This window comes from Streptomyces sp. NPDC059009 (assembly GCF_042740175.1).
Classification (GTDB): Bacteria; Actinomycetota; Actinomycetes; order Streptomycetales; family Streptomycetaceae; genus Streptomyces.
Genome location: NZ_JBHYJB010000018.1, coordinates 61212 through 84644, shown reverse-complemented (window position 1 = coordinate 84644; position 23433 = coordinate 61212). Strand labels below are relative to the sequence as shown.

Annotated in this window: 15 protein-coding genes and 1 pseudogene; 10 read left to right on the top strand and 6 right to left on the bottom strand. The window is 72.9% G+C overall.

The genetic code is table 11. The features are described from left to right. Positions 1-26 precede the first annotated feature (26 nt). Entirely contained in the window at positions 27-2381 is a 2355-nt protein-coding gene (locus ACFWYM_RS19570; RefSeq protein ID WP_384838253.1) for a beta-galactosidase, read from the top strand. Here ACFWYM_RS19570 and ACFWYM_RS19565 read toward each other — a convergent pair. Further along, positions 2368-3441, bottom strand: a complete 1074-nt coding sequence (locus tag ACFWYM_RS19565) for a protein kinase family protein (protein WP_384838250.1) — start codon at positions 3439-3441, stop codon at positions 2368-2370. The genes ACFWYM_RS19570 and ACFWYM_RS19565 overlap by 14 nt on opposite strands. A gap of 27 nt (positions 3442-3468) precedes the next feature. Between ACFWYM_RS19565 and ACFWYM_RS19560 the strand changes: the two genes are divergently transcribed. Further along, positions 3469-5673 (top strand): hypothetical protein, encoded by a 2205-nt coding sequence (locus ACFWYM_RS19560; protein ID WP_384838247.1) that lies wholly within the window; start codon positions 3469-3471, stop codon positions 5671-5673. 293 nt (positions 5674-5966) lie between these two features. After that, the gene (locus ACFWYM_RS19555) at positions 5967-7616 is read left to right on the top strand and encodes a pentapeptide repeat-containing protein (protein ID WP_384838244.1); all 1650 of its coding nucleotides are present in this window, start codon (positions 5967-5969) and stop codon (positions 7614-7616) included. A 56-nt stretch (positions 7617-7672) separates the two neighbouring features. Here ACFWYM_RS19555 and ACFWYM_RS19550 read toward each other — a convergent pair whose 3' ends face one another. Further along, positions 7673-10486, bottom strand: a complete 2814-nt coding sequence (locus ACFWYM_RS19550) for a hypothetical protein (RefSeq protein ID WP_384838241.1) — start codon at positions 10484-10486, stop codon at positions 7673-7675. 337 nt (positions 10487-10823) lie between these two features. Between ACFWYM_RS19550 and ACFWYM_RS19545 the strand changes: the two genes are divergently transcribed. After that, positions 10824-12611 (top strand): coagulation factor 5/8 type domain-containing protein, encoded by a 1788-nt coding sequence (locus ACFWYM_RS19545; protein WP_384838238.1) that lies wholly within the window; start codon positions 10824-10826, stop codon positions 12609-12611. A gap of 163 nt (positions 12612-12774) precedes the next feature. Beyond that, the gene (locus tag ACFWYM_RS19540; RefSeq protein ID WP_384838452.1) at positions 12775-13779 is read left to right on the top strand and encodes an NAD-dependent epimerase/dehydratase family protein; all 1005 of its coding nucleotides are present in this window, start codon (positions 12775-12777) and stop codon (positions 13777-13779) included. A gap of 166 nt (positions 13780-13945) precedes the next feature. Here ACFWYM_RS19540 and ACFWYM_RS19535 read toward each other — a convergent pair whose 3' ends face one another. Continuing rightward, a complete protein-coding gene (locus tag ACFWYM_RS19535) occupies positions 13946-15052 on the bottom strand; it encodes a sensor histidine kinase (RefSeq protein WP_384838235.1) in 1107 nt (368 codons plus the stop codon). A 2-nt stretch (positions 15053-15054) separates the two neighbouring features. After that, positions 15055-15960 (bottom strand): response regulator transcription factor, encoded by a 906-nt coding sequence (locus tag ACFWYM_RS19530; RefSeq protein WP_384838232.1) that lies wholly within the window; start codon positions 15958-15960, stop codon positions 15055-15057. Positions 15961-16086: 126 nt separating this feature from the next. On the opposite strand from ACFWYM_RS19530, the pseudogene ACFWYM_RS19525 reads away from it, so the two are divergent. The 3 genes and pseudogenes from ACFWYM_RS19525 to ACFWYM_RS19515 all read left to right on the top strand — a co-directional run. Next, a pseudogene (locus tag ACFWYM_RS19525) lies at positions 16087-16800 on the top strand (glycosyltransferase family 2 protein); the annotation flags it as partial. Between the two features lie 350 nt (positions 16801-17150). Further along, complete coding sequence (locus ACFWYM_RS19520) at positions 17151-17957, top strand: DUF2064 domain-containing protein (protein ID WP_384838229.1); 807 nt, start codon at positions 17151-17153, stop codon at positions 17955-17957. Continuing rightward, positions 17954-18907: a class I SAM-dependent methyltransferase gene (locus ACFWYM_RS19515; RefSeq protein WP_384838226.1), complete on the top strand. Its 954-nt coding sequence runs from the start codon at positions 17954-17956 to the stop codon at positions 18905-18907. Before ACFWYM_RS19520 ends, ACFWYM_RS19515 begins: the two co-directional genes overlap by 4 nt. Positions 18908-19329: 422 nt before the next feature. Here ACFWYM_RS19515 and ACFWYM_RS19510 read toward each other — a convergent pair whose 3' ends face one another. After that, positions 19330-20625, bottom strand: a complete 1296-nt coding sequence (locus ACFWYM_RS19510) for a molybdopterin-dependent oxidoreductase (protein ID WP_384838223.1) — start codon at positions 20623-20625, stop codon at positions 19330-19332. A gap of 113 nt (positions 20626-20738) precedes the next feature. On the opposite strand from ACFWYM_RS19510, the gene ACFWYM_RS19505 reads away from it, so the two are divergent. Both ACFWYM_RS19505 and ACFWYM_RS19500 read left to right on the top strand, forming a co-directional pair. After that, positions 20739-22121 carry a hypothetical protein gene (locus ACFWYM_RS19505; protein WP_384838221.1) on the top strand — a complete coding sequence of 461 codons (1383 nt, stop codon included), beginning with the start codon at positions 20739-20741 and terminating at the stop codon, positions 22119-22121. A 58-nt stretch (positions 22122-22179) separates the two neighbouring features. Continuing rightward, complete coding sequence (locus ACFWYM_RS19500; RefSeq protein ID WP_384838218.1) at positions 22180-22761, top strand: cysteine hydrolase; 582 nt, start codon at positions 22180-22182, stop codon at positions 22759-22761. Here ACFWYM_RS19500 and ACFWYM_RS19495 read toward each other — a convergent pair. After that, positions 22758-23270 carry a hypothetical protein gene (locus tag ACFWYM_RS19495; RefSeq protein WP_384838215.1) on the bottom strand — a complete coding sequence of 171 codons (513 nt, stop codon included), beginning with the start codon at positions 23268-23270 and terminating at the stop codon, positions 22758-22760. The genes ACFWYM_RS19500 and ACFWYM_RS19495 overlap by 4 nt on opposite strands. Positions 23271-23433 lie beyond the last annotated feature (163 nt).

Genomic DNA, 23433 nt, shown 5'->3' with positions numbered 1-23433 from the left:
GCCCCCCACCCTCTGGAGTGCTCACCATGGAGAGACGCACCTTCCTGGCCGTCACCGCCCTCACCCCGGCCGCGGGAATCCTCGCCACCGCCGGGCAGGCGTCGGCCTCCGGTCAGGCGTCCGCCGCCGACCACACCTTCGGCTTCTCCGCCGACGGCAGCCAGTTCCTGCTCGACGGGAAGCCCTTCCAGATACGCAGCGGCGAGCTCCACCCGTGCCGCATCCCGGTGCCGTACTGGCGTCACCGCATCCGCATGGCCAAGGCGATGGGCATGAACACCATCGCCCTCTACCTCATGTGGAACTACCTCGAAGAGCGGCCCGGCGTCTTCGATCTCACCACCGACCGGCGCGACTTCGCCGCGTTCATCAGGCTGTGCCAGGAGGAGGGCATGTGGGTGCTGCTGCGCCCCGGCCCGTACGTGTGCGCCGAGTGGGACCTCGGCGGGCTGCCCGCCTGGCTGCTCAAGGACCCACAGGCGAAGCTGCGCGTGCGCACGGAACAGAACCCGGCGTACATGGCGGCCGTGCGCCGCTACATCAAGAAGATCGCCCCGGTCGTGAAGCCGCTCCTGGTGGCGGGCGGCGGCCCCGTCCTGATGGTGCAGATCGAGAACGAGTACGGCTCCTTCGGGGACGACTCCACCTATCTGAACGAGATCCGCCAGACCTGGCTCGACGCCGGGATCCCCGGCCCCTTCTACACCCAGGACGGGCTCGGCCAGGTCAAGGGCAACCACACCAACGTGCCCGGCGGGGCCATCGGCCTCTCCGACGGCGACGCGGCCGCCATCGGTGACTGCCGGGGCAGCTTCCCCGCGGTGCCGTCCTTCATCGGGGAGTCCTGGGCCGGGTGGTTCACCGCCTGGGGCGACCCCGTCTTCGGCGGCATCGGCAAGGACAAGTCCCCCATCCTGCGCGGGCTCATGGAGTCCAAGCTGTCCTTCAACATCTACATGATCCACGGCGGCACCAGCTTCGGTTACTGGGCCGGAGCCAATGCCAACGACGACGGCGGCCACTACACGCCCGACATCACCAGCTACGACTACGCCGCCGCGATCACCGAGCAGGGCCGCCCCTCCGAGACCTACGCCACCTACCGCGACCTCATCGGCGGCCACCTCGACGAGCCGCTCCCCGAGATCCCCGCGCCCGTCCCCACGATCGCCCCGGGTCCCGTCACCCCCAAGGCGTTCGCATCCCTGTGGGACAACCTCCCGGACGCGCTGCCCCCGGCCCAGACGGTGACCGCCCAGCCGATGGAGAGCTACGGCCAGAACTCCGGCTTCATGCTCTACCGCCGCCTCCTGAAGGGCTACGCGGGCGCGACCCTCACCATCACCGGCCTGCACGACTACGCCACGGTCCACCTCAACGGCGCCTACCAGGGCGGCTTCAGCAGGCCCGCGCTCCCCGCCCCGTACACCGAACCGCTGAAGGTGACGACGGGCAGCAGCCTGAAACTTGGCTCAGCGAATGCAGATACAGATACAGATACGGGCGCTGACGCGACCCTGGACGTCCTGGTGGAGGGCCTCGGCCGCATCAACTTCGGCCACGCCATCGCCGACCGCAAGGGCATCACCGGCGAGGTCTCGCTCACCGACGCGGGCGCCCTCGACGGACCGCTCACACACTGGCAGACGTACGGCCTTCCCGTCGACGAGACGTTCGTGGCGCGCCTGCGCCCGAAGATCAGCGACCCGGAACGAGGGGGCCAGTTCTTCCGCACCACGCTCACCCTCGACAAGGTCGGCGACACCTACCTGGACCTCGCCGCCTGGACCAAGGGCGTGGTGTGGGTCAACGGCCACAATCTGGGCCGGTTCTGGTCGGTGGGCCCGCAGCAGCGCCTCTACTGTCCGGCGCCCTGGCTGAAGAAGGGCCGCAACGAGATCGTCCTCTTCGACCTGCACCAGACGTCGGCTGCCCCCATCGCCTTCGCGGGCGCCCTCCAGGCCCGCCACGTCCTGACCAACCGCAAGAGCGGCAAGGTCCTCGCCGTGCCCGGCTCCTCGACCGCCCAGGGCGTCCAGCTCGTCCAGTGGACCCGCGACGACGGCGCCGACCAGCAGTGGTGCCTGGCCACCGGCGCCCACGACCGCAGCACCCTCGCCAACGTCCGCTCCGGCCATGTGGCCGACGTCCAGGGCGCGTCCACGGCCGACGGCGCCCCCGTCGTGCAGTGGCCCTCCAACAGCGGCGCCAACCAGCAGTGGCGCGTGGCGAACGCGGGCGGCGGCTACGTGAAGCTCGTGAATGTCCACAGCGGCAAGGTCCTCGGCGTCGAGGGCGGCTCCACGGCGGACGGCGCGAAGGTCACACAGCAGCCGGACAGCGGCGCGGCGAGCCAGCAGTGGAAGCTCAACCAGCCGTAGTCGCGGGGGTGTTGAGGGCACGCTCGATCTCCGTGGCGGGGAACGGCGTCTGCTTGCTCCGCGTGAGCAGACGCCGGTGGAAGCCATGGAGAACGAGCGTGTGGTGAGCGTGCCGGTCGAGGATCCCGGCGGCCTCCGCGGTCAGGCCGTCGGGCCGCCGACCGGCGATCCACTCTCTGAGGAAGACCTCGGGATCCCGGTCACCGAGGACCCCGTCGAGCAGATGGTGCCGGATCAGGTGGCTCACGGTGTGGGACCGGTCATAGAGGAGGTGCCGATCGAGGAACTCCCGCTCCTTCTCGGCGAGTTCGAAGCGGGAGCTCAGGGCCAGACCGAGGTCGGCGAAGCAGATCCGGTGCCCGTCGGTCAGGACGTTCGCGAAGTGGGCGTCGAAGTGGACGAACCCCTGCGCGCTCATGAAGGCGGTCCCCCGCCCCAACTCCCCTTCCGCCCACGCGTATCCGCCACGGTGGCGGCGCAGTGACTCCGCGAGCGTGTGCGGCACGTGCTCCAGGAACAGCACCAGGCTCGACGACACCGCGCCGATGGCCTCCAGGCGCCGCCGTACCGCCGACGACCCGTCCCAGTGCGCGACGGCGCCCTCCACTCCCCCGAACTCGTCGACGAACCCTTCGGGCGGCGCATCGGGCAGGACCCGCCAGTGGTGGAGCAGCGGGAACCCGGCATACGCGTCGCCGAGCGCCCAGTTCGTCGTCATGATGTGCGCGGCGAGCTCCCGCCACGCCCCGAACCCGGCCGAGCCCACGCCGTACTGGTAGAACATCGGCAGCCCGAAGAGGTTGGCGGTCGACCGCACATGGGCGGGCTCCAGTTCGAGGTCCGTCAGCGGCACCCGCTTGACGAAGACCCGCGCTCCCTCGACGTCCAGCTCCCCCGCCCGGCCCCCGATCCCGGCCCCGACCGGGTCGGCGGCGGCGACCCGTTCCTTGAGACGGCGGTCGCTGAGCAGGGCGAGGTGGGTGCTCACGGCCGCGTGGGCGGCACGGCGCGCGGACAGCCCCGCGCCACCATCACCGCCGGAAAACCCGAGTGCGCTCACCTGTCCCCCTCTGCCACGATCCCCCTCATGGTCCACCCTCTCGAACTCGAACAGCTGGTTATCCGCCACACCCACCGCATCCCCTCCCCCGCCGGCCCGGCCGGGGAAGGCGCCGTCGCGGCACGGCAGTTCGACGCCGCGCTGCTGTCCGTGGGGTTCAAGCTCTCGGGAGAACTGCTCGCGCATCTGTCGGGCCTGTCCGCGGACGTCGTCGTCGACACGGCCGAGCGCACCCTGCGCACCGTCCGCGAGCTGGTCGGCGACCACGTCCGGCACAACGCCTACTTCATCGACTTCCCGGCCAACGTCCCGGACACGTACGACTTCTGGAGAAGCTGCATCGCCGAGGCGCTCGCGGACGAGAGCACGCGCGAGAGCACCCTCGCGCAGCTGGAGACCGGCGTCGTCGACCTCCTGACCCTGCCGTCGTACGGCAAGTACCAGCACACGTACGAGGAGATGCTCGCCGCCCACGACGATCTGATCGCCGCCGCCGGTGACCGCATGACGGTCCTGCACCTCGGCGGCGCCCGGGACGACGAGGTCCGCGACCTGTACCTGGCGCTCGCCGGGAGCAGCACGCCGCTGGGCGAGGAGCACCTGCGCGACCTGGCCGCCCTGGCCGGGCACTGCGTGGACGGGCCGCAGCCCGCGGCGATCCCCGTGCGGGAGAGCCGCGCCGTCATCAACCGCGCCCGCCTGTACGCCGGTTCGGGCCTCCTCCTCGACACCGTCACCGACGTGCTCCGCCTGGCCTGTGCGCTCTCGGACGGCGACGTGACCCTCCAGGAGCCCACCCGGTTCCGTGCCCTGCGCCGCCCGGTCCGCCGCGCACTGCTCGCGGGCCTGGACGCGGTGGTCGCCGCGGCGCCCGCGAAGCTCGCCGACGTCCACGTGCACCGTGAGCCGTTCAAGCGCCTCGGGGAGCGGCTGCACCCGCACGAGTTCGCGGCTCGCTGGCCGCACGCCGCCGACGTGTTCGCCGTCGCGCGGGGCGAGAAGGCCGCGCCGTCCTTCGACAGCGAGGTCGAGAAGCTGCTCGGCGAGGGTGAGGTCCGCGCGGCCGTGCGGCTCCTCACGTCGGCGCCCGGGAAGCTGTTCCGGTCCCTCGACCGGCTGCTGCGGCTGGCCGGTGACGAGGGCGAGCGCGCGGCGGTGGCGGCCGCGGCCGAGGAAGTCGCACCGCTGGTGGCGGGGCGTGTCGTGCTGTCGGTGCGCGAGCACCTCCACAACCGCGCGGCCGGGACCGGGGCCGGGACCACGGGCGGCGGCGCGCGACGGGTCTTCGTCAACCGGCTCGGCCGGGCCTGGGTCGCCTCCGACACGCGCGCGCCCGTACCGGCGCGGGAGCGGGAGCGGCTGATCGCCGCGCTCGACGCGGAAACCCGGCGCCGACTCCCGTCCCCCGCCCGCCTGTTGATCGACCCGGACGCCCTGGACGTCGCGCTGCCGCTCAGCGGCAAGGCCACCGCGGCGGGCCTCGGCGTGCTGCCGCGCGGCTCCCTCTCGCCCGTGGACGGCGAGCTGCTGCGCTTCTTCGTGTACTGGAAGCAGACGGGGTACGACACCGACTACGACCTGTCGGCGCTGCTGCTCGACGCGGGCTACGACACGGTGTCGTGGCTGTCCTACACCGCGCTCTCCGATGTCGAGGGAGAGCACTCCGGGGACATCACCGAGGCCCCCGACGGCGCCTCGGAGTTCATCAACCTGCGTCTGGGAGCGGTGCGCGGCGCCTTCATCGTGCCGCAGGTCAACATCTTCTCGGGCGAGGGCTTCGAGGAGACCGAGGAGTCGTTCTTCGGCTTCATGCTGCGCGGTTCCGACCAGCAGGGCCGCCCGTTCGAGCCGCGGACGGTGCGCATGAAGTCGGAGCTGCGCGGTCCGGGCCGGGTGGCGCTGCCCCTGGTGTTCCTGCGCGGGCGGGACGGCCGGTGGCAGGCGAAGTGGCTGCACCTGTACCTGAAGGGCCGGCCCGCGGCCAACCGCGTCGAGAACAACCAGGTGTCGGTCGCGGCGCTGCTGCGCGGCGTCGTGGAACGCGACTACCTCACGGTGCGCCACCTCACCGACCTGATGGCGGCGGACGGCGGCACGGTCACGGAGCTGTGGGACGGCAAGACGGTCCCGGACGCCCCGGTCACGTACATCGGCCTGGAGCGCCCCGACGGCCTGCACCCGGACTCCCGGATCCTCACCCCGGAAAATCTCCGCGACATGATCCCGGAGTGACTGCTACCTTCGGTTCTGGCGAGGCCATGAACGGGCTTCCTTCTCACCTTCCTATGACGCCAGTCCGTTCGCTCTCCTCGCCCTCGACAGCACGCCGGGCGGCGCCCCTCGGGCCCGCCCGGCGTCGTGTTCAGGACGGGCATCTCAGGGGGCGGAGATCCCCAACTCCTGCCGGTTCCAGGGGCAGTTGAGGTATCCGTAGGGGCATGCCCGCGTCCCCGCCGTCACCGCACCCGAGCTCGCCGCCCGCACTCCACTGCCAAGGTGACAGCTCCTCCCCCTGTCCGGGCCGCGTGGTCGAGCCGTACCGCGCGTGCCTCGCCCACCTGGCGGCCCAGCAGGTGAGCGACTACTTCGCGACCTTGTCCGCGGGCAGCGACATCGATCACCGGGGCACCCGTTTCACCGCGGACCTGCTGACGCGGCTCATCCGTTCGCTGCGCGACGAGACGGCCGGGGACCCGAGGGTCGGCGCGGCGTCGTTCGACGGTGCGGTCTTCACCGAGACCGCCGGCTTCACGGGGGTGCGATTCACCGGTACGGCGAGCTTCGAGGGCTCGACCTTTCACGCGGAAGCCGACTTCACCGATGCCACCTTCCAGGCGGCCGCCTACTTCGGGCGGGCGAAGTTCATCGACTCGTGCGACTTCGCCGGGGCGACGTTCGTGCGGTACGCGGGGTTCAGTGGCGCGGAGTTCGGCGGAGAGGACGCGAACTTCTACTGGACGACGTTTCACCGTGCCGCCGGTTTCGTCTCCGCCACCTTCAGTGCACGCCTCGATCTGGGCCACGCGTGGTTCTACAGCGATCTGCTGATGCGAAAGGCGGAGTTCGCCACGCCACAAGTGGTCGGACCGCTGGTCTGCGCCCAGGCGGTCGACCTGCGGGGAGCGACCTTCAGGGACCAGACCCTGCTCGCCCTGTGCGCAACGTACGTGAACTGTCAGGACACGCGCTGGGACGCACCCTGCTCACTGCGCCTGCGCTACGCCACGGTGAGCCTGAGCATGGCCTCCATCACGGCTCCTTTCGCACTGGGCAGGCAGCGGCGCCCCTTCAAGGTGTGGGGACACGATGTCCGCGAAGATCCCATCCGAGGGGCGACCGACGACGTCACGGTGCGCGGCGTCGGCTCGGTCGACGCCTCGCTGCTCCGCCTGATGAACGTCGATCTCTCCGAGTGCCTGTTCTCCGCGGCCTTCAACCTCGATCAGATTCGTATCGAGGGCGCCTGCAGATTCGCGTCGACCCCGCCGGGCTGGGTGTGGCGGCACGGATTCATTCCCTTCCACTGGACGAGGCGCCAGACCATCGCGGAGGAGGCAACCGTCCGCAGGAGTGTCCATCACGGTCACCGCCCGGGCGGTCGGCGGATCACCGCCCAGGAATCGCGGCGCCGGGACTTCGCGTTGGCGGCCGCCATCTACCGGCATCTGCGCAAGGCCCTTGAGGACGCCAAGGACGAACCGGGCGCCGCCGACTTCTATTACGGCGAGATGGAGATGCGCCGCCACAGCCGCAAGTGGAGCGAGGCGGAACGCTGGCTCCTCCAGGCGTACTGGCTGCTGTCCGGGTACGGCCTGCGCGCCTCGCGCGCCCTGGGCTGGCTCACCCTCGCGATGACGACCACCGTCGCGCTGATGATGGGCTTCGGTCTGCCCCAGGACTCGCCCCGGCAGGCGGCCACCGGCACCGTCCCCTCCGGCGGCGGCAAGGTCACCTTCGTCATCGACGAGGACGATCCGAAGAACCCCTCCGGCGACCGGTTCACGACGCAACGCTTCGAGAAGGCGCTGAAGGTCACGCTGAACTCGGTCGTCTTCCGGTCGAGCGGGCAGAACCTGACCACCGCGGGCGACTACATCGAGATGGGGTCGCGGTTCACCGAGCCGATCCTGCTGGGCCTCGGGGCTCTCGCGATCCGGGGGCGGGTGAAGCGGTGAACCGAGGGCGCCCGGTCCAGGACGGACCGGGCGCCTCGCCATGGGGACGGGCAGGCTTACGAGGCGTCCTTCACCTTCCCCGTGAACTCCGGCCCGCCCGGCAGCGGTTCGTAGTTCTGGTCGAGCGGGCTCAGCCGGGCGCGCAGCGACTCCGCCGGTTCGCGGACGCGGTCCTTGGCGGTGGGCATCGAGACGTCGACGCTGGTCTTCCCGGCCGGGACGGACACGAAGAACACCGGGTGGTCCGGCATCGCCGACAGGGCGCGCTCCGGGTCGGGCCGCTGGCCGAGGTTGTCCCGCAGCCAGGTGCGGTCGACGTCCTTCGTGGAGAGCTCGGCTCCGCTCCGTACGGGAAGGAAGCCGATCTGGCCCTGGATGTCCACGTCGACGGGGTGTGCCAGGGTCACCCGCCACTTCAGGCGCTTGCCCTCGACGACGGTCCCGGCGACCGGCTTCACGGTCAGCCTGGGCAGCGGGTCGTCGTTCAGGACGGTCACGCCGCCCTGATAGGAGCCGACGACGGCGCCGCGCACGGCCTTGGCCATCGCGGAGTACGCGACGTCGTAGCCGTAGCGCTTGTCGCCGCGGACCTTCACCGGCACGTCGACGGCGTGGGAGCCGGGGCGGACCGTCACGGTGCGGGACGTGGTCCGGTCCGTGCCGGGCTTGGGCACGAACAGGCGGACGCGGCCCACGCCTTGGCCCGAGACGCGGACGGGCATCCGGTAGGTGCGCACCCCGGAGTCGCCCTCCTTGACCTTGAGGCGGCCGAAGTCGACGCGCGGCAGGGCGGCGGTCGTGACGGCCGGGGTGCCGGGGCGCCAGCCCCACGCGTCCATCAGCCACGCCGTGCCCTTGGCGCTGCGCGGGGTGAGCCGGAGGGTCTTGATGTGCCCGAGGTCGACCTTCGCCTTGACCGGCGCCGACAGCGGGACGCGGATCTCGCGGCCCCAGTAGGCGGCGATCTGCCGGCTGCCCGGGAGTCCGTCGACGGTGGTCCGGCCGAGGGTCGCCGTGCGGCCGGACGCGTCGGTGACGGCGACGTCCAGCTTGGTGCCGGTGGAGTTGGGCGGCACGATCACGCGCAGCGCCAGCGCGTCGGCGCCCGCGAGGGAGAAGGAGCGGGCCGGGGTGATGCGGGTCGCCGAGGGCGCCCCCGGCCGCGTCCACGTCATCGCCACCGCGTCGCGGCCGGGTTCGGGGATGACGTCCCAGGTCGCGAAGTGCGGGGAGGAGCCGATCGCGTCGGTCCACAGGCAGGACCCGGTGCGGCTGTTGCTCACCTGGGCGCAGAGGCGGCCGCCGCCGCGCACGGTGACCGAACTGCCGGGCAGGACGGCGCTCGTGCGGTGGCCGCCGACCGCGTGGGTCAGGACGCGCGCCGGGCCCGCCGAGGGCATGCTGCGCCCGGTGCCGTCCAGGAGCGGCCGCGCCCGGTCGTCGCCCGCGACGAACAGGCGGGCGGCCGCGGCGATGTAGGCGTTGCCCACGGTCTGCTGCTGGGTGGCCTTCAGCCGGGTCGGCTTGCCGACCGAGCACACCGGGTCGCGCCCGGCGAAGTCGTCGTCGGCGGGCGCCTGCGACTGGCCCGGGGTCCACTCGCTGTTGAAGAAATTGTGGTTCGCGCCGACCACGTAGACCGAGCTGTGCAGGGCCCGGCCCCGGCTGACGCCGCGCGTGCCGTCGGTGTAGAGCTCGCCCTGGAGGTCGTTCACGTCGCCGTCGCAGCCCGGCAGGATCGTCATGGAGGGCACGTCGGGGGCCGGGTTCTGCCCGAAGATGGTGGGGCCGATGAGGACGTTGCCGCGGATCTTCCAGCGCACCGGGCCGCGGTAGCCGTCCTCGGCGGCGGGCGGCCGGTACTGGCTGTCGAGCGCCGCCCGGTTGACGCCCTCGCCGCCCCGCGAGTGGCCGACGAGCAGGACCTGGTCCAGGTCGGCGGGGGCGACGGCGCGCACCGCGTCCGGGGCGCCGCCCTGGTCCTTGGCCCAGTCCGCCCAGCGGGCGAGGTGCTGTCGCACCAGCGAGGAGCGGGCCTGGGCGCCGCCGTCGGGCACGTCGCCGTCCTGGGCGTTGATGCCGTTCGCGGAGATCGACACGGTGACATAGCCCTGGGAGGCCAGGAGCTTCTGGGCGCCGAGGTAACCCTCGTGACTGGGCACGGGCTTGGCGCCCGCCTTGCAGGGCCAGCCGAGGTCGCCCTCGTTGCCGGAGCCGCCGTAGCAGGTGTAGTGGCGGCCGTGCAGGAAGAGGGCGAGCGGCCGCTTGCCGGGGGCGTCGACGGGGCCGATGACGCGGGCCTGCATCTCCACGGGCGCGGGGAAGCCGGGCAGGCGCACGGACTTCAGGGTGTACTCGCCGCTCGCGGTGCGGTAGTCGCCGGGCTTGCCGGGGTCGACGTCGGCCGCGCTGCCGCGAGTCGGCGGCTGCACGGACGGGGCGAGGCCCGGGGTGCGGGCGTCCGGCTTCTCGGCGGCCGCGTCGAGGCGGCGTCCGCCGGCGAGTGCGCGCAGGTCCTTGGCCGGGCCGAGGCCGGCGCCGTGCAGCGGGAGCCGGTACGTGCGCCGGTCCGGGGCGGCGACGGGCTGCCCCAGCAGGTCGTTCCCGGCGTAGAACTCGACGCGGGCGTTCCCCACGGGCTGCGGCTTCGGCGCCGTCCACACCAACTGCCGTGCGGCGCCGGTGCCTTCGATGTCCCAGCCGGACGGCAGGCCGTCGTCGGAATCGGGGACGGAATCCGTTCCGCCGGCCGGGGCGGCGGATATGTGTCCCGACGCCGGGCCGGTGGCGGGCCTCCCCGGTGCGCTCCCCTGCGCGAGCCCCGGAGACACCGCGGCGAGCGCGAGCACCGCCAGGGCCGTCGTCGCCACTCTTGAGCCACGTCTCAACGTGGTCCTCCTCTTCCTTCATCAGCCGAAGGCATCCAAGGGCGCCCGGGGGCGAACCCACGTGCCCTTCTGCGTCCACGAGGACGTCAACTACGGGCTGTCCGTTGCCTCTTGTCATGAGATGGCGCGAAGTGTGGTGTGAAGGCGGGCAGTTGCCGTCCGCGCACTTCTTGAAGACAAGACCAGGACAACTCCCGCTCCATGGCGGGAAGTTGTGCCGGAACTCTTGACGCGGCGTTCACGCGGATGAAGCATTCAGCGGCGAGAGAGCGCTCTCACGACCCCCACCGTTCACTTCCTGAACCAGGAGAGCCGCCCCATGTCCCCTTCTCCGTCCCGCAGGACCGTGCTGGCAGGAGCCGCAGCGGCGGCGACGGCCGCGACCGTAGGCACCGCCGCAGCCGCCACCGCTCCCCCTGACGCCTCCGCCCCCGCCCCGGCCCGCCGCAGACCCCGCGCCCTGCCCGGCGGCGGCGACCTCGGCCCCAACGTGCTCGTCTTCGACCCCGGTACGCCCGGCATCCAGGGCAAGCTCGACGAGATCTTCAAGCGGCAGGAGTCGGCCCAATTCGGCCCCGGCCGCTACGCGTTGCTCTTCAAGCCCGGCACCTACAACGGCCTCAACGCACAGCTCGGCTTCTACATGTCCGTCGCGGGCCTCGGCCTCTCCCCCGACGACACCACCTTCAACGGAGACGTCACCGTCGACGCGGGCTGGTTCAACGGCAACGCCACCCAGAACTTCTGGCGCTCCGCCGAGAATCTCGCCCTCGTCCCCGTCAACGGCACCAACCGCTGGGCCGTCGCGCAGGCCGCGCCGTTCCGCCGCATGCATGTGCGCGGCAGCCTCAACCTCGCGCCCGACGGGTACGGCTGGGCCAGCGGCGGCTACATCGCCGACAGCCGTGTCGACGGCGAGGTCGGCCCGTACTCGCAGCAGCAGTGGTACACCCGCGACAGCGCGGTCGGGGGCTGGCGCAACGCCGTGTGGAACATGGTGTTCTCCGGCGTCGAGGGCGCGCCCGCGCAGAGCTTCCCCAACCCCCCGTACACGACGCTCGGCACCACACCGGTCTCCCGCGAGAAGCCCTTCCTCTACCTGGACGGCTCCGCCTACCGCGTGTTCCTGCCCGAGAAGCGGACCGACGCGCGCGGCGTCACCTGGGGCAACGGCACCCCGCGCGGCACCTCACTGCCCCTGACCGACTTCTACGTGGCGAAGCCCGCCGACTCCGCCACCACCCTCAACCAGGCGCTCACGCAAGGGCTGCACCTGCTCCTCACCCCCGGCATCTACCACCTCGACCAGCCCCTCCAGGTGAACCGCGCGGGCACCGTCGTCCTCGGCCTCGGCTATGCCACGCTCGTGCCCGACGGCGGCGTCACCGCCCTCAAGACCGCCGACGTCGACGGGGTGCGCCTCGCGGGCTTCCTCGTCGACGCGGGCTCCGCCAACTCCCGTACGCTGCTCGAAGTCGGCCCCGAGGGCGCGTCCGCCGACCACTCCGCGAACCCCACGACCGTCCAGGACGTGTTCGTGCGCATCGGCGGCGCGGGCGCGGGCAGGGCCACCACCAGCATGGTGATCAACAGCCGGCACACCATCGTCGACCACACCTGGGTCTGGCGCGCCGACCACGGCGACGGAGTCGGCTGGGACACCAACCGGGCCGACTACGGCGTGGTCGTGAACGGCGACGACGTCCTTGCCACCGGCCTGTTCGTGGAGCACTTCAACAAGTACGACGTGCAGTGGCTCGGCCAGCGCGGGCGCACCATCTTCTTCCAGAACGAGAAGGCGTACGACGCCCCGAACCAGGCGGCGATCCAGAACGGCTCCATCAAGGGCTTCGCCGCCTACAAGGTCGCCGACTCCGTCACCGCGCACGAGGCGTGGGGCCTGGGCAGCTACTGCTACTACAACGTCGACCCGACGATCGTGCAGCACCACGGCTTCGCGGCGCCGAACGCGTCCGGCGTGAAGTTCCACAACCTGCTGGTGGTCTCGCTCGGCGGCAAGGGCCAGTACGAGCGCGTCATCAACGACACGGGCGCCCCGACGTCGGGCACGAACACGGTGCCGTCGACGGTGGTGTCGTATCCCTGACGCCTGAGCGCGGGGATGCGGGGCTGCCCGGACAGGGAGGGCAGCCCCGTGGGCGGACCTTACGGAGCGGTGACGTGACGGCCGCGTTCCTGGGGCGGGGCGGGGCTGCCGCCCTACCTTGGGCCGCATGAAGGTCATGAAGTCCATGCAGGGCATGCGGGCGATGCGGGTACTGGTCACCGGTGGCGCCGGGTTCATCGGGTCGCACATCGTCGAGGCGCTGGCGGCGCGCGGGCACGAGCCGGTCGTGTTCGACGTGCGCGCGGACCCGGCGGCGGACGTGCGCGACCGGGAGGCGGTCGCACGGGCTCTGGCCGGGGTGGACGCCGTGTGCCACCAGGCGGCGATGGTCGGCCTCGGCACCGGCTTCGCCGACGCGCCGGAGTACGTCTCGCGCAACGACCTGGGCACCGCGGTGCTGCTCACGGCCATGGCCGAGGCAGGTGTACGACGGCTGGTCCTCGCCGGGTCGATGGTGGTCTACGGAGAGGGGCGGTACGCGTGCGCGGAGCACGGGGTGGTGCGGCCGGGCCCCCGCTCGGTCACAGACCTGGACGCGGGCCGCTTCGAGCCGAACTGCCCGGCGTGCGGGCGGGAGTTGGCCCCGGGACTGGTGGCGGAGGACGCCCCGCTCGACCCCCGCAACGTGTACGCCACGACGAAGCTCACCCAGGAACACCTGGCCGCCGCGTGGGCGCGCGCGACGGACGGCACGGCGGTGTCGCTGCGCTACCACAACGTGTACGGCCCCGGAATGCCCCGCGACACCCCGTACGCCGGAGTCGCCTCCTTCTTCCGCTCGGCCCTCGCACGGGGCGAGGCCCCGCGCGTCTTCGAAGACGGCGGCCAGCGAAGGGACTTCGTCCACGTACGGGACGTGGCGGCGGCCAACGCGACAGCTCTGGAGGCGGACGGCCCCCACGGCGTGCTGACGGCCTACAACACCGGCAGCGGAGACCCGCACACGGTCGGCGAGATGGCCGAGGCACTCGCCGCGGCACACGGCGGCCCGGCCCCCGTCGTCACGGGCGAGTACCGCCTGGGCGACGTCCGCCACATCACAGCGGACTCGGCCCGCCTGCGCGCGGAGCTCGGCTGGAAGGCGGAGGTCGGATTCGAGGAGGGGATGCGGGAGTTCGCGGGGGTGGCGGGGTTGCGTGGGGAGTGAGGAGGGGCGAGGACGGGTGAGCGGGGCGGGCGCGGCAGGCCGCGAGGGGCGCGGGACGGCGCCTGCATGAAGTGACATAGCCGCCGGCCACGCAGCCGCGCGGCTCCGGACGTGAGCGCTGCCGCCGGGGCGAGACGGCCTCTCACCCCCACCGCCCGCACCCGCTCTACCCGACGGGCAGCGTCACCTCGAAGCAGCAGCCCCCGGGAATGTTGCGGACCGTGGCGCGGCCCTCGTGGGCCTCGACGATGCCGCGGACGATGGCGAGGCCGAGGCCCGCGCCGGCCGGGGGTGTGCGGGCGTGGGTGCCGCGCCAGCCTGTGTCGAAGACACGGGGCAGGTCCTCCTCGGGGATGCCGCCGCAGCCGTCCGAGACGGAGAGGACCACGCCGTCGGGGGCGCGCTCGGCGGTGACGGCGACCGTGCCGTCGGCGGGGGTGCGGCGGATCGCGTTGACCAGGAGGTTGCCGAGGACCCGGCTCATCTCCTTGCCGTCCACGTCCACGGGGACGGGCTCGACGCGGTCCCCGACGAGTTTCACCCCGTGTTCGCGGGCGAGCGGGTCCGCCCCCGCGAGAGCGTCCCCGACCAGGTCGTACAGGGAGATCCGGGAGGGGACGAGGGCGAGGGCGCCCGCGTGGATGCGGGACAGTTCGAAGAGGTCGCTCACCATGCCGTTGAGGCGCTCGACCTCGGTGCGGATCTGCCGGAGGTAGCGGTCCGGGTCGGCGGCGACCCCGTCCTCCAGCGCCTCGGCCATCGCCCGCAGACCCGCGAGCGGCGTGCGCAGATCGTGCGAGATCCAGGCGACGAGTTCGCGCCGCGAGGTCTCCAGGAGGCGCTCCCGTTCCCGGGACTCGGTCAACTTCGCACTGGTCGCCGCCAACTCGCGGCTGAGCGCGGCCAGTTCCGCCGTCGCCGGGCCGACGGGGGCCGTGAAGCCGCCGTCGTCACCGAAGGAGCGTGCGGCGAGCGTCAGGGCGCGGCTGCGGCCCACCACCCACCGGCCGAGCAGCAGCGCGGTGACCAGCGAGACGACCGCCGCCATCGCGACCACCGTCGTGACCACGGTGAGGTCGTGCGAGGAGAGGAACATCGCCTGCGCCACCGCCAGCGTGCCCGCGAACATCGCGCCCACGGCGACGGCGGCCACGACGGCGAGCGAGGCCGTCAGCGAGCGGCGCCGCAGCAGCCACAGCACCCCGGCCCCGAGGAGCCCGGCCGCGACGGCGCCGAGGAAGGCGAACAGGGCGATGAGAAGGGTGTCGCGCACGGTCAGGCCACCTCCGGGCCGGCGGCGCCCTCGGGGTCGAAGCGGTAACCGACGCCCCACACCGTCTGGATGAGGCGGGGCCGGGCGGGATCGTCCTCGACCTTGTTGCGCAGCCGCCGGACGTGGACCGTGACCGTCGACAGGTCACCGAAGTCCCACCCCCACACCTCCCGCATCAGATCCTCTCGGCTGTACGCGCGGGCGGGGTGCCGCAGGAAGAAGGTGAGCAGGTCGAACTCGCGCAGGGTGAGGGCGAGTTCCACGCCGTGCTTGGCGGCGCGGCGGGCCTCGGGGTCGAGGGTGAGTCCGGCCGCACCGAGTGGGCGGGCGCTCGTGTTCGCGTTGGCGTTGGCGTTCGCGGCCGGCCTGTCGGCCGGACGGGTGCGCCGCAGCACCGACTCCACGCGCAGCACCAGCTCCCGGGGGCTGAAGGGCTTGGTCACGTAGTCGTCCGCGCCCACCTCCAGGCCGAGGATCCGGTCGTCCTCGTCACCGCGCGCGGTGAGCATGATGACCGGGACGGGGCCCCGCGCACGCAGCCGCCGGCACACGTCGAGCCCGTCCATCCCGGGCAGCATCAGATCGAGCACCACGAGGTCCGGCCAGTGCTCCGCCGCCCCGTCCAACGCCCCGGGCCCGTCCCCTGCCCGGTCCACGACATACCCGGCGCGCTCGAGGTAGCCGGTGACGACCTCGGCGACGGTGGGGTCGTCGTCGACCACGAGGATGCGGGCGGGGTCGGGGGCGAGGGCGGGGCCCGGGTCAGGGCTGGGGCCGGTGTGCTCGTGGTCGGCGGGGCGGGAGTCAGGGTTCCCCGCCCCCGCTGTCTCATCGGCAGGCCGAGGCCCTCGCTCGGCGGACCCGACATCACACCCGGCGGCCCCCGCCACATCCTGCTGCTGCTCCATGCCCCCAGCCTCGCACCCGCCGCCGCCCCGCGTCGGCCACCGGCCGCCCGCCCGGACCGACGTCCGTGTTTCGTAAGGATCCATAGTCCGGTATGCGGCTTTTGTGTTCGTAGGGTGAGAGCCGTGATGACCTCTTCCCCATCCGAGGGCCCCGGCCCCGAGGCCGCCGACGTCGTCGACCTCGTCCTCCCCTGCCTGAACGAAGCCGAGGCCCTCCCCTGGGTCCTCGAGCGGATCCCGCCCGGCTGGCGCCCCCTCGTCGTGGACAACGGCTCCACCGACGGCTCCCCCGACCTCGCCCGCGAGCTCGGCGCGACCGTCGTGCACGAGCCGAGGCGCGGCTTCGGCGCCGCCTGCCACGCGGGCCTGACCGCCGCGACCGCCCCCATCGTCTGCTTCTGCGACTGCGACGCCTCCCTCGACCCGGGCCTCCTCGTCCCCTTCGTACGCGAAGTGCAGGCCGGACAGGCCGACTTGGTGCTCGGACGGCGGCGCCCGCAGGGCCGGGGCGCCTGGCCCGCACACGCGCGCGCCGGGAACGCCGCGCTCTCCCTGATGCTGCGCCGCCGCACCGGACTGCGGCTGCGCGACCTCGGCCCGCTGCGCGCCGCCCGTCGCGAACCGCTGCTCGCCCTCGGCCTCACCGACCGGCGCAGCGGCTACCCACTGCAGATGGTCGTGCGCGCCGCCGACGCGGGCTGGCGCGTCACCGAGCACGACGTCCCGTATCTGCCGCGCTCCGGCGCCTCCAAGGTGACCGGCACCTGGCGCGGCACCTGGCAGGCGGTGCGCGACATGAGCCGCGTCCTGTCCGAGGAGCCCGACACGGGCCCGGAGCCCGACGCGATCCCGGAGCCCGACGCGGCCCCGGAGCCCGACGCGGCCCCGGAGCCCGACGCGACCTCAGAGCGCGGCTCACCCCTCGAATGCGACGTGGCCTCAGAGCCCGCCACACCCCGCAAACCCGGCGCAGCCCCAGAGCCCCACGCAACCCCCGAACCCGACACGGCCCCAGAGCCCGCCACACCCCCCGAACCCGGCGTGAACCCGGAGCCCCACGCGGCCGCCGTCACCGCACCCCACCTCACGAAGGAACCGCGCCGATGACACCCCCGCCGGTCACCCCGCCTGACACACAGCCGGCCACCCCACCCGCCACTCCGCCTGACACTCCGTCGACCACCTTGCTCGTGATCGCCAAGGAACCGCGGCCGGGGCGGGTCAAGACCCGGCTCACGCCGCCGTTCACCCCCGAGGAGGCGGCGGAGCTGGCCGAGGCCGCGCTCTGCGACACGCTGCGCGCGGTCGCCGCCACCCCCGCCCGGCGCCGCGTCCTGGTCCTCGACGGAACGCCCGGCCCCTGGCTGCCACCCGGCTTCGACGTCGTCCCGCAGTGTCCGGGCGGCCTCGACGCACGCCTCGCCGCGGCCTTCGCGGGCTGCGACGGCCCCGCCCTGCTGATCGGCATGGACACCCCGCAGGTCACACCGGACCTGCTCACCGTGGACTTCACAACGGGCCTGCCCACGGAGCCGGCCAGGGATCTGTCCACGGGCTCGGCCATCGACTCGAACGCTGACCTGACTGCCGGTCTGGCTGCCGATCTGACCGCCGGTCTGACCGCCAAGTCGACCAGCGCGCTCACCACCGCGCTCACCACCGCGCCGACCGCCGACTCCGACGCCAGGTGCAACGGCGGGTACGACGGCGGGTACGACGCCTGCTTCGGCCCGGCCGAGGACGGCGGCTTCTGGGCGCTCGGCCTGGCCGAGCCCGACCCCCGGCTGCTGCTCGGCGTCCCGATGTCGGCGCCCCACACCGGCGCCGTGCAGCGCGCCCGGCTCGTCGCCGCGGGCCTGCGCGTACGCGACCTGCCGCGGCTGCGGGACGTGGACACGGCGGCGGACGCGGCGGCCGTCGCCGCGACGGCGCCGCACGGCCGGTTCGCCGCGGCGCTGGCCCGGCTCGGGGCGGTCGGCGGGCGGACAGGGCGATGAGCACGGCGAGTGAGGTACGGACTCCCGACATCGGACGGAACTCCACCGAAGGGGACTCCACCGGACGGGACTCCACCGGGCGGGGCCCCGCCGAAAAGGATTCCACCGGACGGAACAGCACCGGACGGAACCCGACCCGGCCCGACAGCTCAGCCGAGGCCACGCGCCCCAGCTGGGCCGCCGACCCCTACTCCGACGCCCTACGAACGGGCCACGGCCCCCTCTTCCTGCGCCGCGGCGACGGCTGGCTGCTCCCCCTGGACGTCGAGCGCTGGTGCGCCCGCGCCGACGCCGTGGACCGGGAGCTCCTGGACCGGTGCGAGGGCGCCGTCCTCGACGTCGGGTGCGGGCCGGGCCGCCTGGTCGCGGAGCTCGCCGCCCGGGGCGAGGCCGCGCTCGGCATCGACGTGAGCGAGGCGGCGGTGGCCCACACGGTCGGGCTCGGCGGGCAGGCCCTGCTGCGCTCTGTCTTCGCGCCCCTCCCCGGCGAGGGCCGCTGGGGCACGGCACTGCTGGCCGACGGCAACCTCGGCATCGGCGGCGACCCGACCGCCCTCCTCCGCCGCCTGGCCCAACTCCTCACCCCAGGCGGCCTGTTGATCGCCGAGACGGCACTCGTGGACATCGACGAGCGGGCGACGGTCCGCCTCGTCGGCCCCCTTGCAGGATCCGGACCGGAGCCAGAACCCGTTCCCACCCCCACACCGAGCACCCCCTTCCCCTGGGCCCGCCTCGGCACCCCGGCCCTCCTCCGGTACGCCCGCCCCCTCGGCTGGCGCCCCGTGGATCAGTGGGCGGCCGGCGACCGCCGCTTCGTGGCCCTGCGCAGCCGCAGCGACCGCAGCGACCGCCCCACCCACAGCAGCGCGGAGCCACCGAAGAGCACGGCCGTGATCAGCAGCCAGCGGGCGAGGAACCCGTCCCCGGACAGCGCGGTCGACGACGTGTAACGGTCCGTCACCCGGCCGCTGATGAGCGGGAACCAGACGAGCAGCAGCAGCCCCGAGAAGGCGGCCGGGACACGGACGTACATCACCCACTCCCGGCGCCCGACCGCGCCGAACGCCTCCGTGGCCGCCCGGTCCACCACCGCGTACAAGGGCAGCAGGACGAGGTCATGAATCAGGGCCGCCCCCACGAACCACAGCGCGACCTGGAACCAGTCCCCCTCCAGAAGCCGCACTCCCGCGTACGCGGCCAGCGCGAACGAGCAGCACAGCAACAGGATGTGAAGCGGACTGCCCACCTTCGGCCGGCGCGGACGAAGCACATCAAGCACACGACGCCGCATCACAGTTCGCTCCCTCGCTCCTCGCGCCATCTCTCCGTCACTCCATCTCCCCGTCCCCTCACTCCGCATCTCCGCATCTCCTCACCCGCCGAGCCCGGCCGGATCACCGAAGGTCAGCCGCGACACCCACTTCGTGTTGAGCACCCCCGGCAGCGCGGGCACGATGATCCGGGCCGGGTAGCCGTGGTCCGGGGTCAGCGGCGCACCGTTGACGTCGAGCGCCAACAGGGCACGCGGGTCGCGTACTTGGTTGGCCCGCAGGGCCGCCCGCCGGAACGAGCCGCGCCGCTGCAGCGACTCCACCAGAACGCCGGGCGCCGAGCCCGCCTCATGGCCGACGAGCGCGGCGAGGTCACGCAGCCGCACGCCCCGCCACGCCTGATCGGAGGTGGACCATCCCTCCACGCAGGCGATGGGCAACTCGGCCTCGTACTGGGGCAGTTCCAGCAGTTGCGCCCGGCTGAGCCGGACGGTCCGTCCGCGCGGCCCCTCGACGACGAGCCGCCACGCCTCGTCACTCGTCTCCGCCGCGACGATCCCCCGGGACGCGGCCGTCTTGTTGATCTGGAAGCCGCCGGGCCCGCTGCCCGGATCGGCGCCGCCGTGCGGCGCGAGGAGCGCCGTCCGCCGCAGCGGCCCGTCGAAACTCCGCCCCACCGTGGTCGCGAACAGCAGCAGCGAGCCGCCCCCGACGAACCAGAGCGCCCCGCGCCGCGACACCGTGGCGCCCGCAGGCCGCGGCGACACCAGCGGACTCTCCGCCTCCGCCGCCACCTCGGTGGCCCCGGCTCGCGACTCCCGCATCCCCCGCAGATTCCGCACCGCAGCAGGCACCCGCAGCACCGCATGCGCGACGAACGCGGCGAAGAACACCCACGCCCCGTAGAAGTGCAGCGGATAGAAGGAGCCCGGGAAGACATAGTCCAGCTGGACGTTGAGCACGCCCGTGGTGAACTCGAACAGCGCCCCGCCGACCAGCAGAAGCAGCGACAGCCGCTCCAGCGCGTGCGCGAGCGAGCGCGCGGGCGGCAGCGCGAACAGCTTGGGCACCACCGACCAGAGCTTGGCGAGCAGGACGGGGATCAGGGTGATGCCGAGCGTGACGTGCACGCCCTGGGTGAACCGGTAGAGCCAGGACGGACGGGTCGGCCAGGAGAAGAGATAGAAGCCGAGCAGCCCCTTGTCCGGCGTCTTGTCGTTGACCGGCGACAGATCGGGGTTGTACGCCGCGTACGACAACAGGCCCGTCAGGAACAGCACCGTGATCCCGAGGAGCAGTACGACGCCGAGGACCGAGGTGAACCACGGACCGCGCAGCGGACTGCGCCAGAAACCCGGGGACGAGGGGGAAAGCGGCGACCTTGACAACCGTGACATGCGCCGACCGTAGGCCGGGCGGACCCCCGAAACGGCTCCGGAACACATGACGAAACGCTGACGTCCGCACGCGTGGCCCCATCTGAACGGGTCACGCGTCCTAGCGTTCCCCTGTGCCCCACGATCTTCCCCGTACGTCCGCCCGTACCTCCTCCCCCACCCCCGCTCTTACGCTCTCCCGAGACCTGGCCCGCGACCTGTGGGCCGTGGCGGTCGCCGTCGCCCTCGTCACGGCGGCCGCCCTCGTCGGCACCGCGATCGAACGCCGCGACGGCACCCTGCACGTCGGCTGGCCACCCCTGTACGCCAACTGGGGCCCGCACATCGGCCCCGGCACCCCCGCGGCGGTCCTCGTCGCGGCCGCCGTCGTGGCGTACGGTCCGCGCCTGGCGGCCCGGCTCCCCTGGCGCCCGCTGCTCGCGGCCGCCTGGGGCACGGCCATGGCGTGGACCTGGTCCCTCGCGCTCATCGACGGATGGCGCCGCGGCATCGCGGACCGGCTCACCACCAAGTACGAGTATCTGCAGGTCATCGACCGCTTCCAGGACGTCCCCGGGACCCTGCGGGACTTCACCCGCCACATCCTCCTGGACTCCCCCGACCACTGGCCCCCGCATGTGGCGGGCCACCCTCCGGCGGCGACGCTCACGTTCGTGCTCCTCGACCGCGTGGGGCTCGGCGGCGGGGCGTGGGCCGGGGTCTTCTGCATCACCGTCGGGGCGTCGGCGGGCGCCGCGGTCCTGGTCACGGTCCGTGCCCTGGCCGGCGAGGCGCTCGCACGCCGGGCGGCGCCGTTCCTCGTCCTGGCGCCCGCCGCCGTGTGGATGGGCACGTCGGCGGACGGCTACTTCACGGCGGTCGCGGCGTGGGCGGTCGCGCTCCTCGCCCTGGCCGTGACGGGCCGCCGCCCCCGCCTCACCGGATGCGCCGCGGGCCTCCTCCTCGGCCTCACCTGCTACCTCTCGTACGGGCTCACGCTCTTCGCGGTGCTCGCCGCCGCCACGCTCCTCCTGGGCACCGGCGCCCACCGGCTGCGCACCCTCCCGTACGTCCTGGCCGGACTGGCCGTCGTGCCGCTGGCGTTCACGCTCGCGGGCTTCAACTGGTGGGAGGCGTACCGTCTGTTGGTCGACCGCTACCACCAGGGCGCGGGCGGCATCCGCCCCTACGGCTACTGGGTGTGGGCCAACCTCGCCTGTACGGCCCTGCTCGTGGGCCCGGCGACGGCGGCCGCCCTCCGCCGCACCGCGACCACACTGCGGCTCCCGCTGTCCTCCCCCGAGCGCCGCCTGGCCGCCCTGGTCGCCGCGGCGGCCGTGGCGCTGCTCATGGCCGACCTGTCCGGGATGAGCAAGGCGGAGACGGAGCGGATCTGGCTCCCGTTCGCGGCGTGGCTCCTGGCGGCGGGCGCGTTCCTGACGCACCCGCGCGCCTGGCTGGCCGCGCAGGCGGCACTGGCTCTGCTCCTCAACTCCCTGCTGTTGACGGGTTGGTGAGGAAAGTGATCAAGATGTCCCGCAGACCCGCACACCCGCCGGCGAAGGGACAGAGAAGATGACCACGGCGAACAGCGCGCTCCTCGTGATGGACGTGCAGCGCGACATCGTGCGCATCGCGGACGGCAGCCCCGGCGCGGACCCCGGCCTTCTGCCGCGCCTGCGCCGGGCGATCGACGCGGCCCGCGCCCGCCGGATACCCGTGATCTACGTGGTCATCGAGCTGCGCCCGGACACCCGCGTCAGCCCGCGCCACCAGGGGCTCACCTCGGCGCTGCGGGCCGGGCTCTTCAAGGCGGGCGAGCCCGGCACCGCAATCCACGACGCGGTCGCTCCGCAGGAGGGCGACACCGTGGTGGTCAAGAGGCGCGGCAGCGCGTTCTCGGGCAGCGACCTGGACCTGGTCCTCAGAACGCACGGCGTCGACAGCCTCGTCCTCGCCGGCATCGCCACCAGCGGAGTGGTGCTGCACACCGTGTGCCAGGCCAACGACCTGGACTTCGGCCTCACGGTTCTGGCGGACGGCTGTCTCGACCTCGACCCCGGGACGCACCGCTTCCTCACGGAGAAGCTGTTCCCGCAGTGGGCGGACGTCGTCACGGTCGACGACTGGATCAAGACCCTCCCGCAGGCTCGCTAGCCGACGACCTGGTCCCCGTCCGGCACGTCCTGCACCGAGACGCTGCCCTCCGGTACGCCGAGCCCCTTCGCCACCGCTCCCGCGACCCCGGTGAAGTCACGGCCCTTGGGGACGGGGACCTCCTCGCCCTCCCCATAGCTCTCGATCGCCTTGCTGAAGTAGCTCGGGTGCCAGGCACCGACCGCCCCCCTGACCTCCACCGCACCGACCGGACGCGCACCGACCACGCTCTTCGCACGGCTCAGGATCTGGTCCGAGCGCAGCTCACCCGGCACCTGGAACAGGCTCGCGTGCGCACCGACCAGACCGCCCCCGCCCAGCCGGACCGTGACGGTCAGACAGCTGGTGACACTGGGATACCGGAGGGTCCCGTGCGGACCCGCCTCCCTCACCTGCCCCTCCGCCACGGTCACTTCCGCCGCGTACGCCGGGGCGGACATGGCCAGGCAGAACACGGCCGCAAGTCCCGCCGAGACCGACACGGACGCCGACGGCTTACGTATGCGCACAAGAAGCTCCTGCCACGAGGGTGCGGGGATGCGAGGGCGGCACCTGATCCCGGTGCCGCCGCTGGGCAAAGGGCCACTGTACGTATGGCGAGCACGAGCCCACGAATGCCCGATTTGATACCCCCCTAGGTATAGCTGATACCCTCGGGGGTATAGAGTCGAT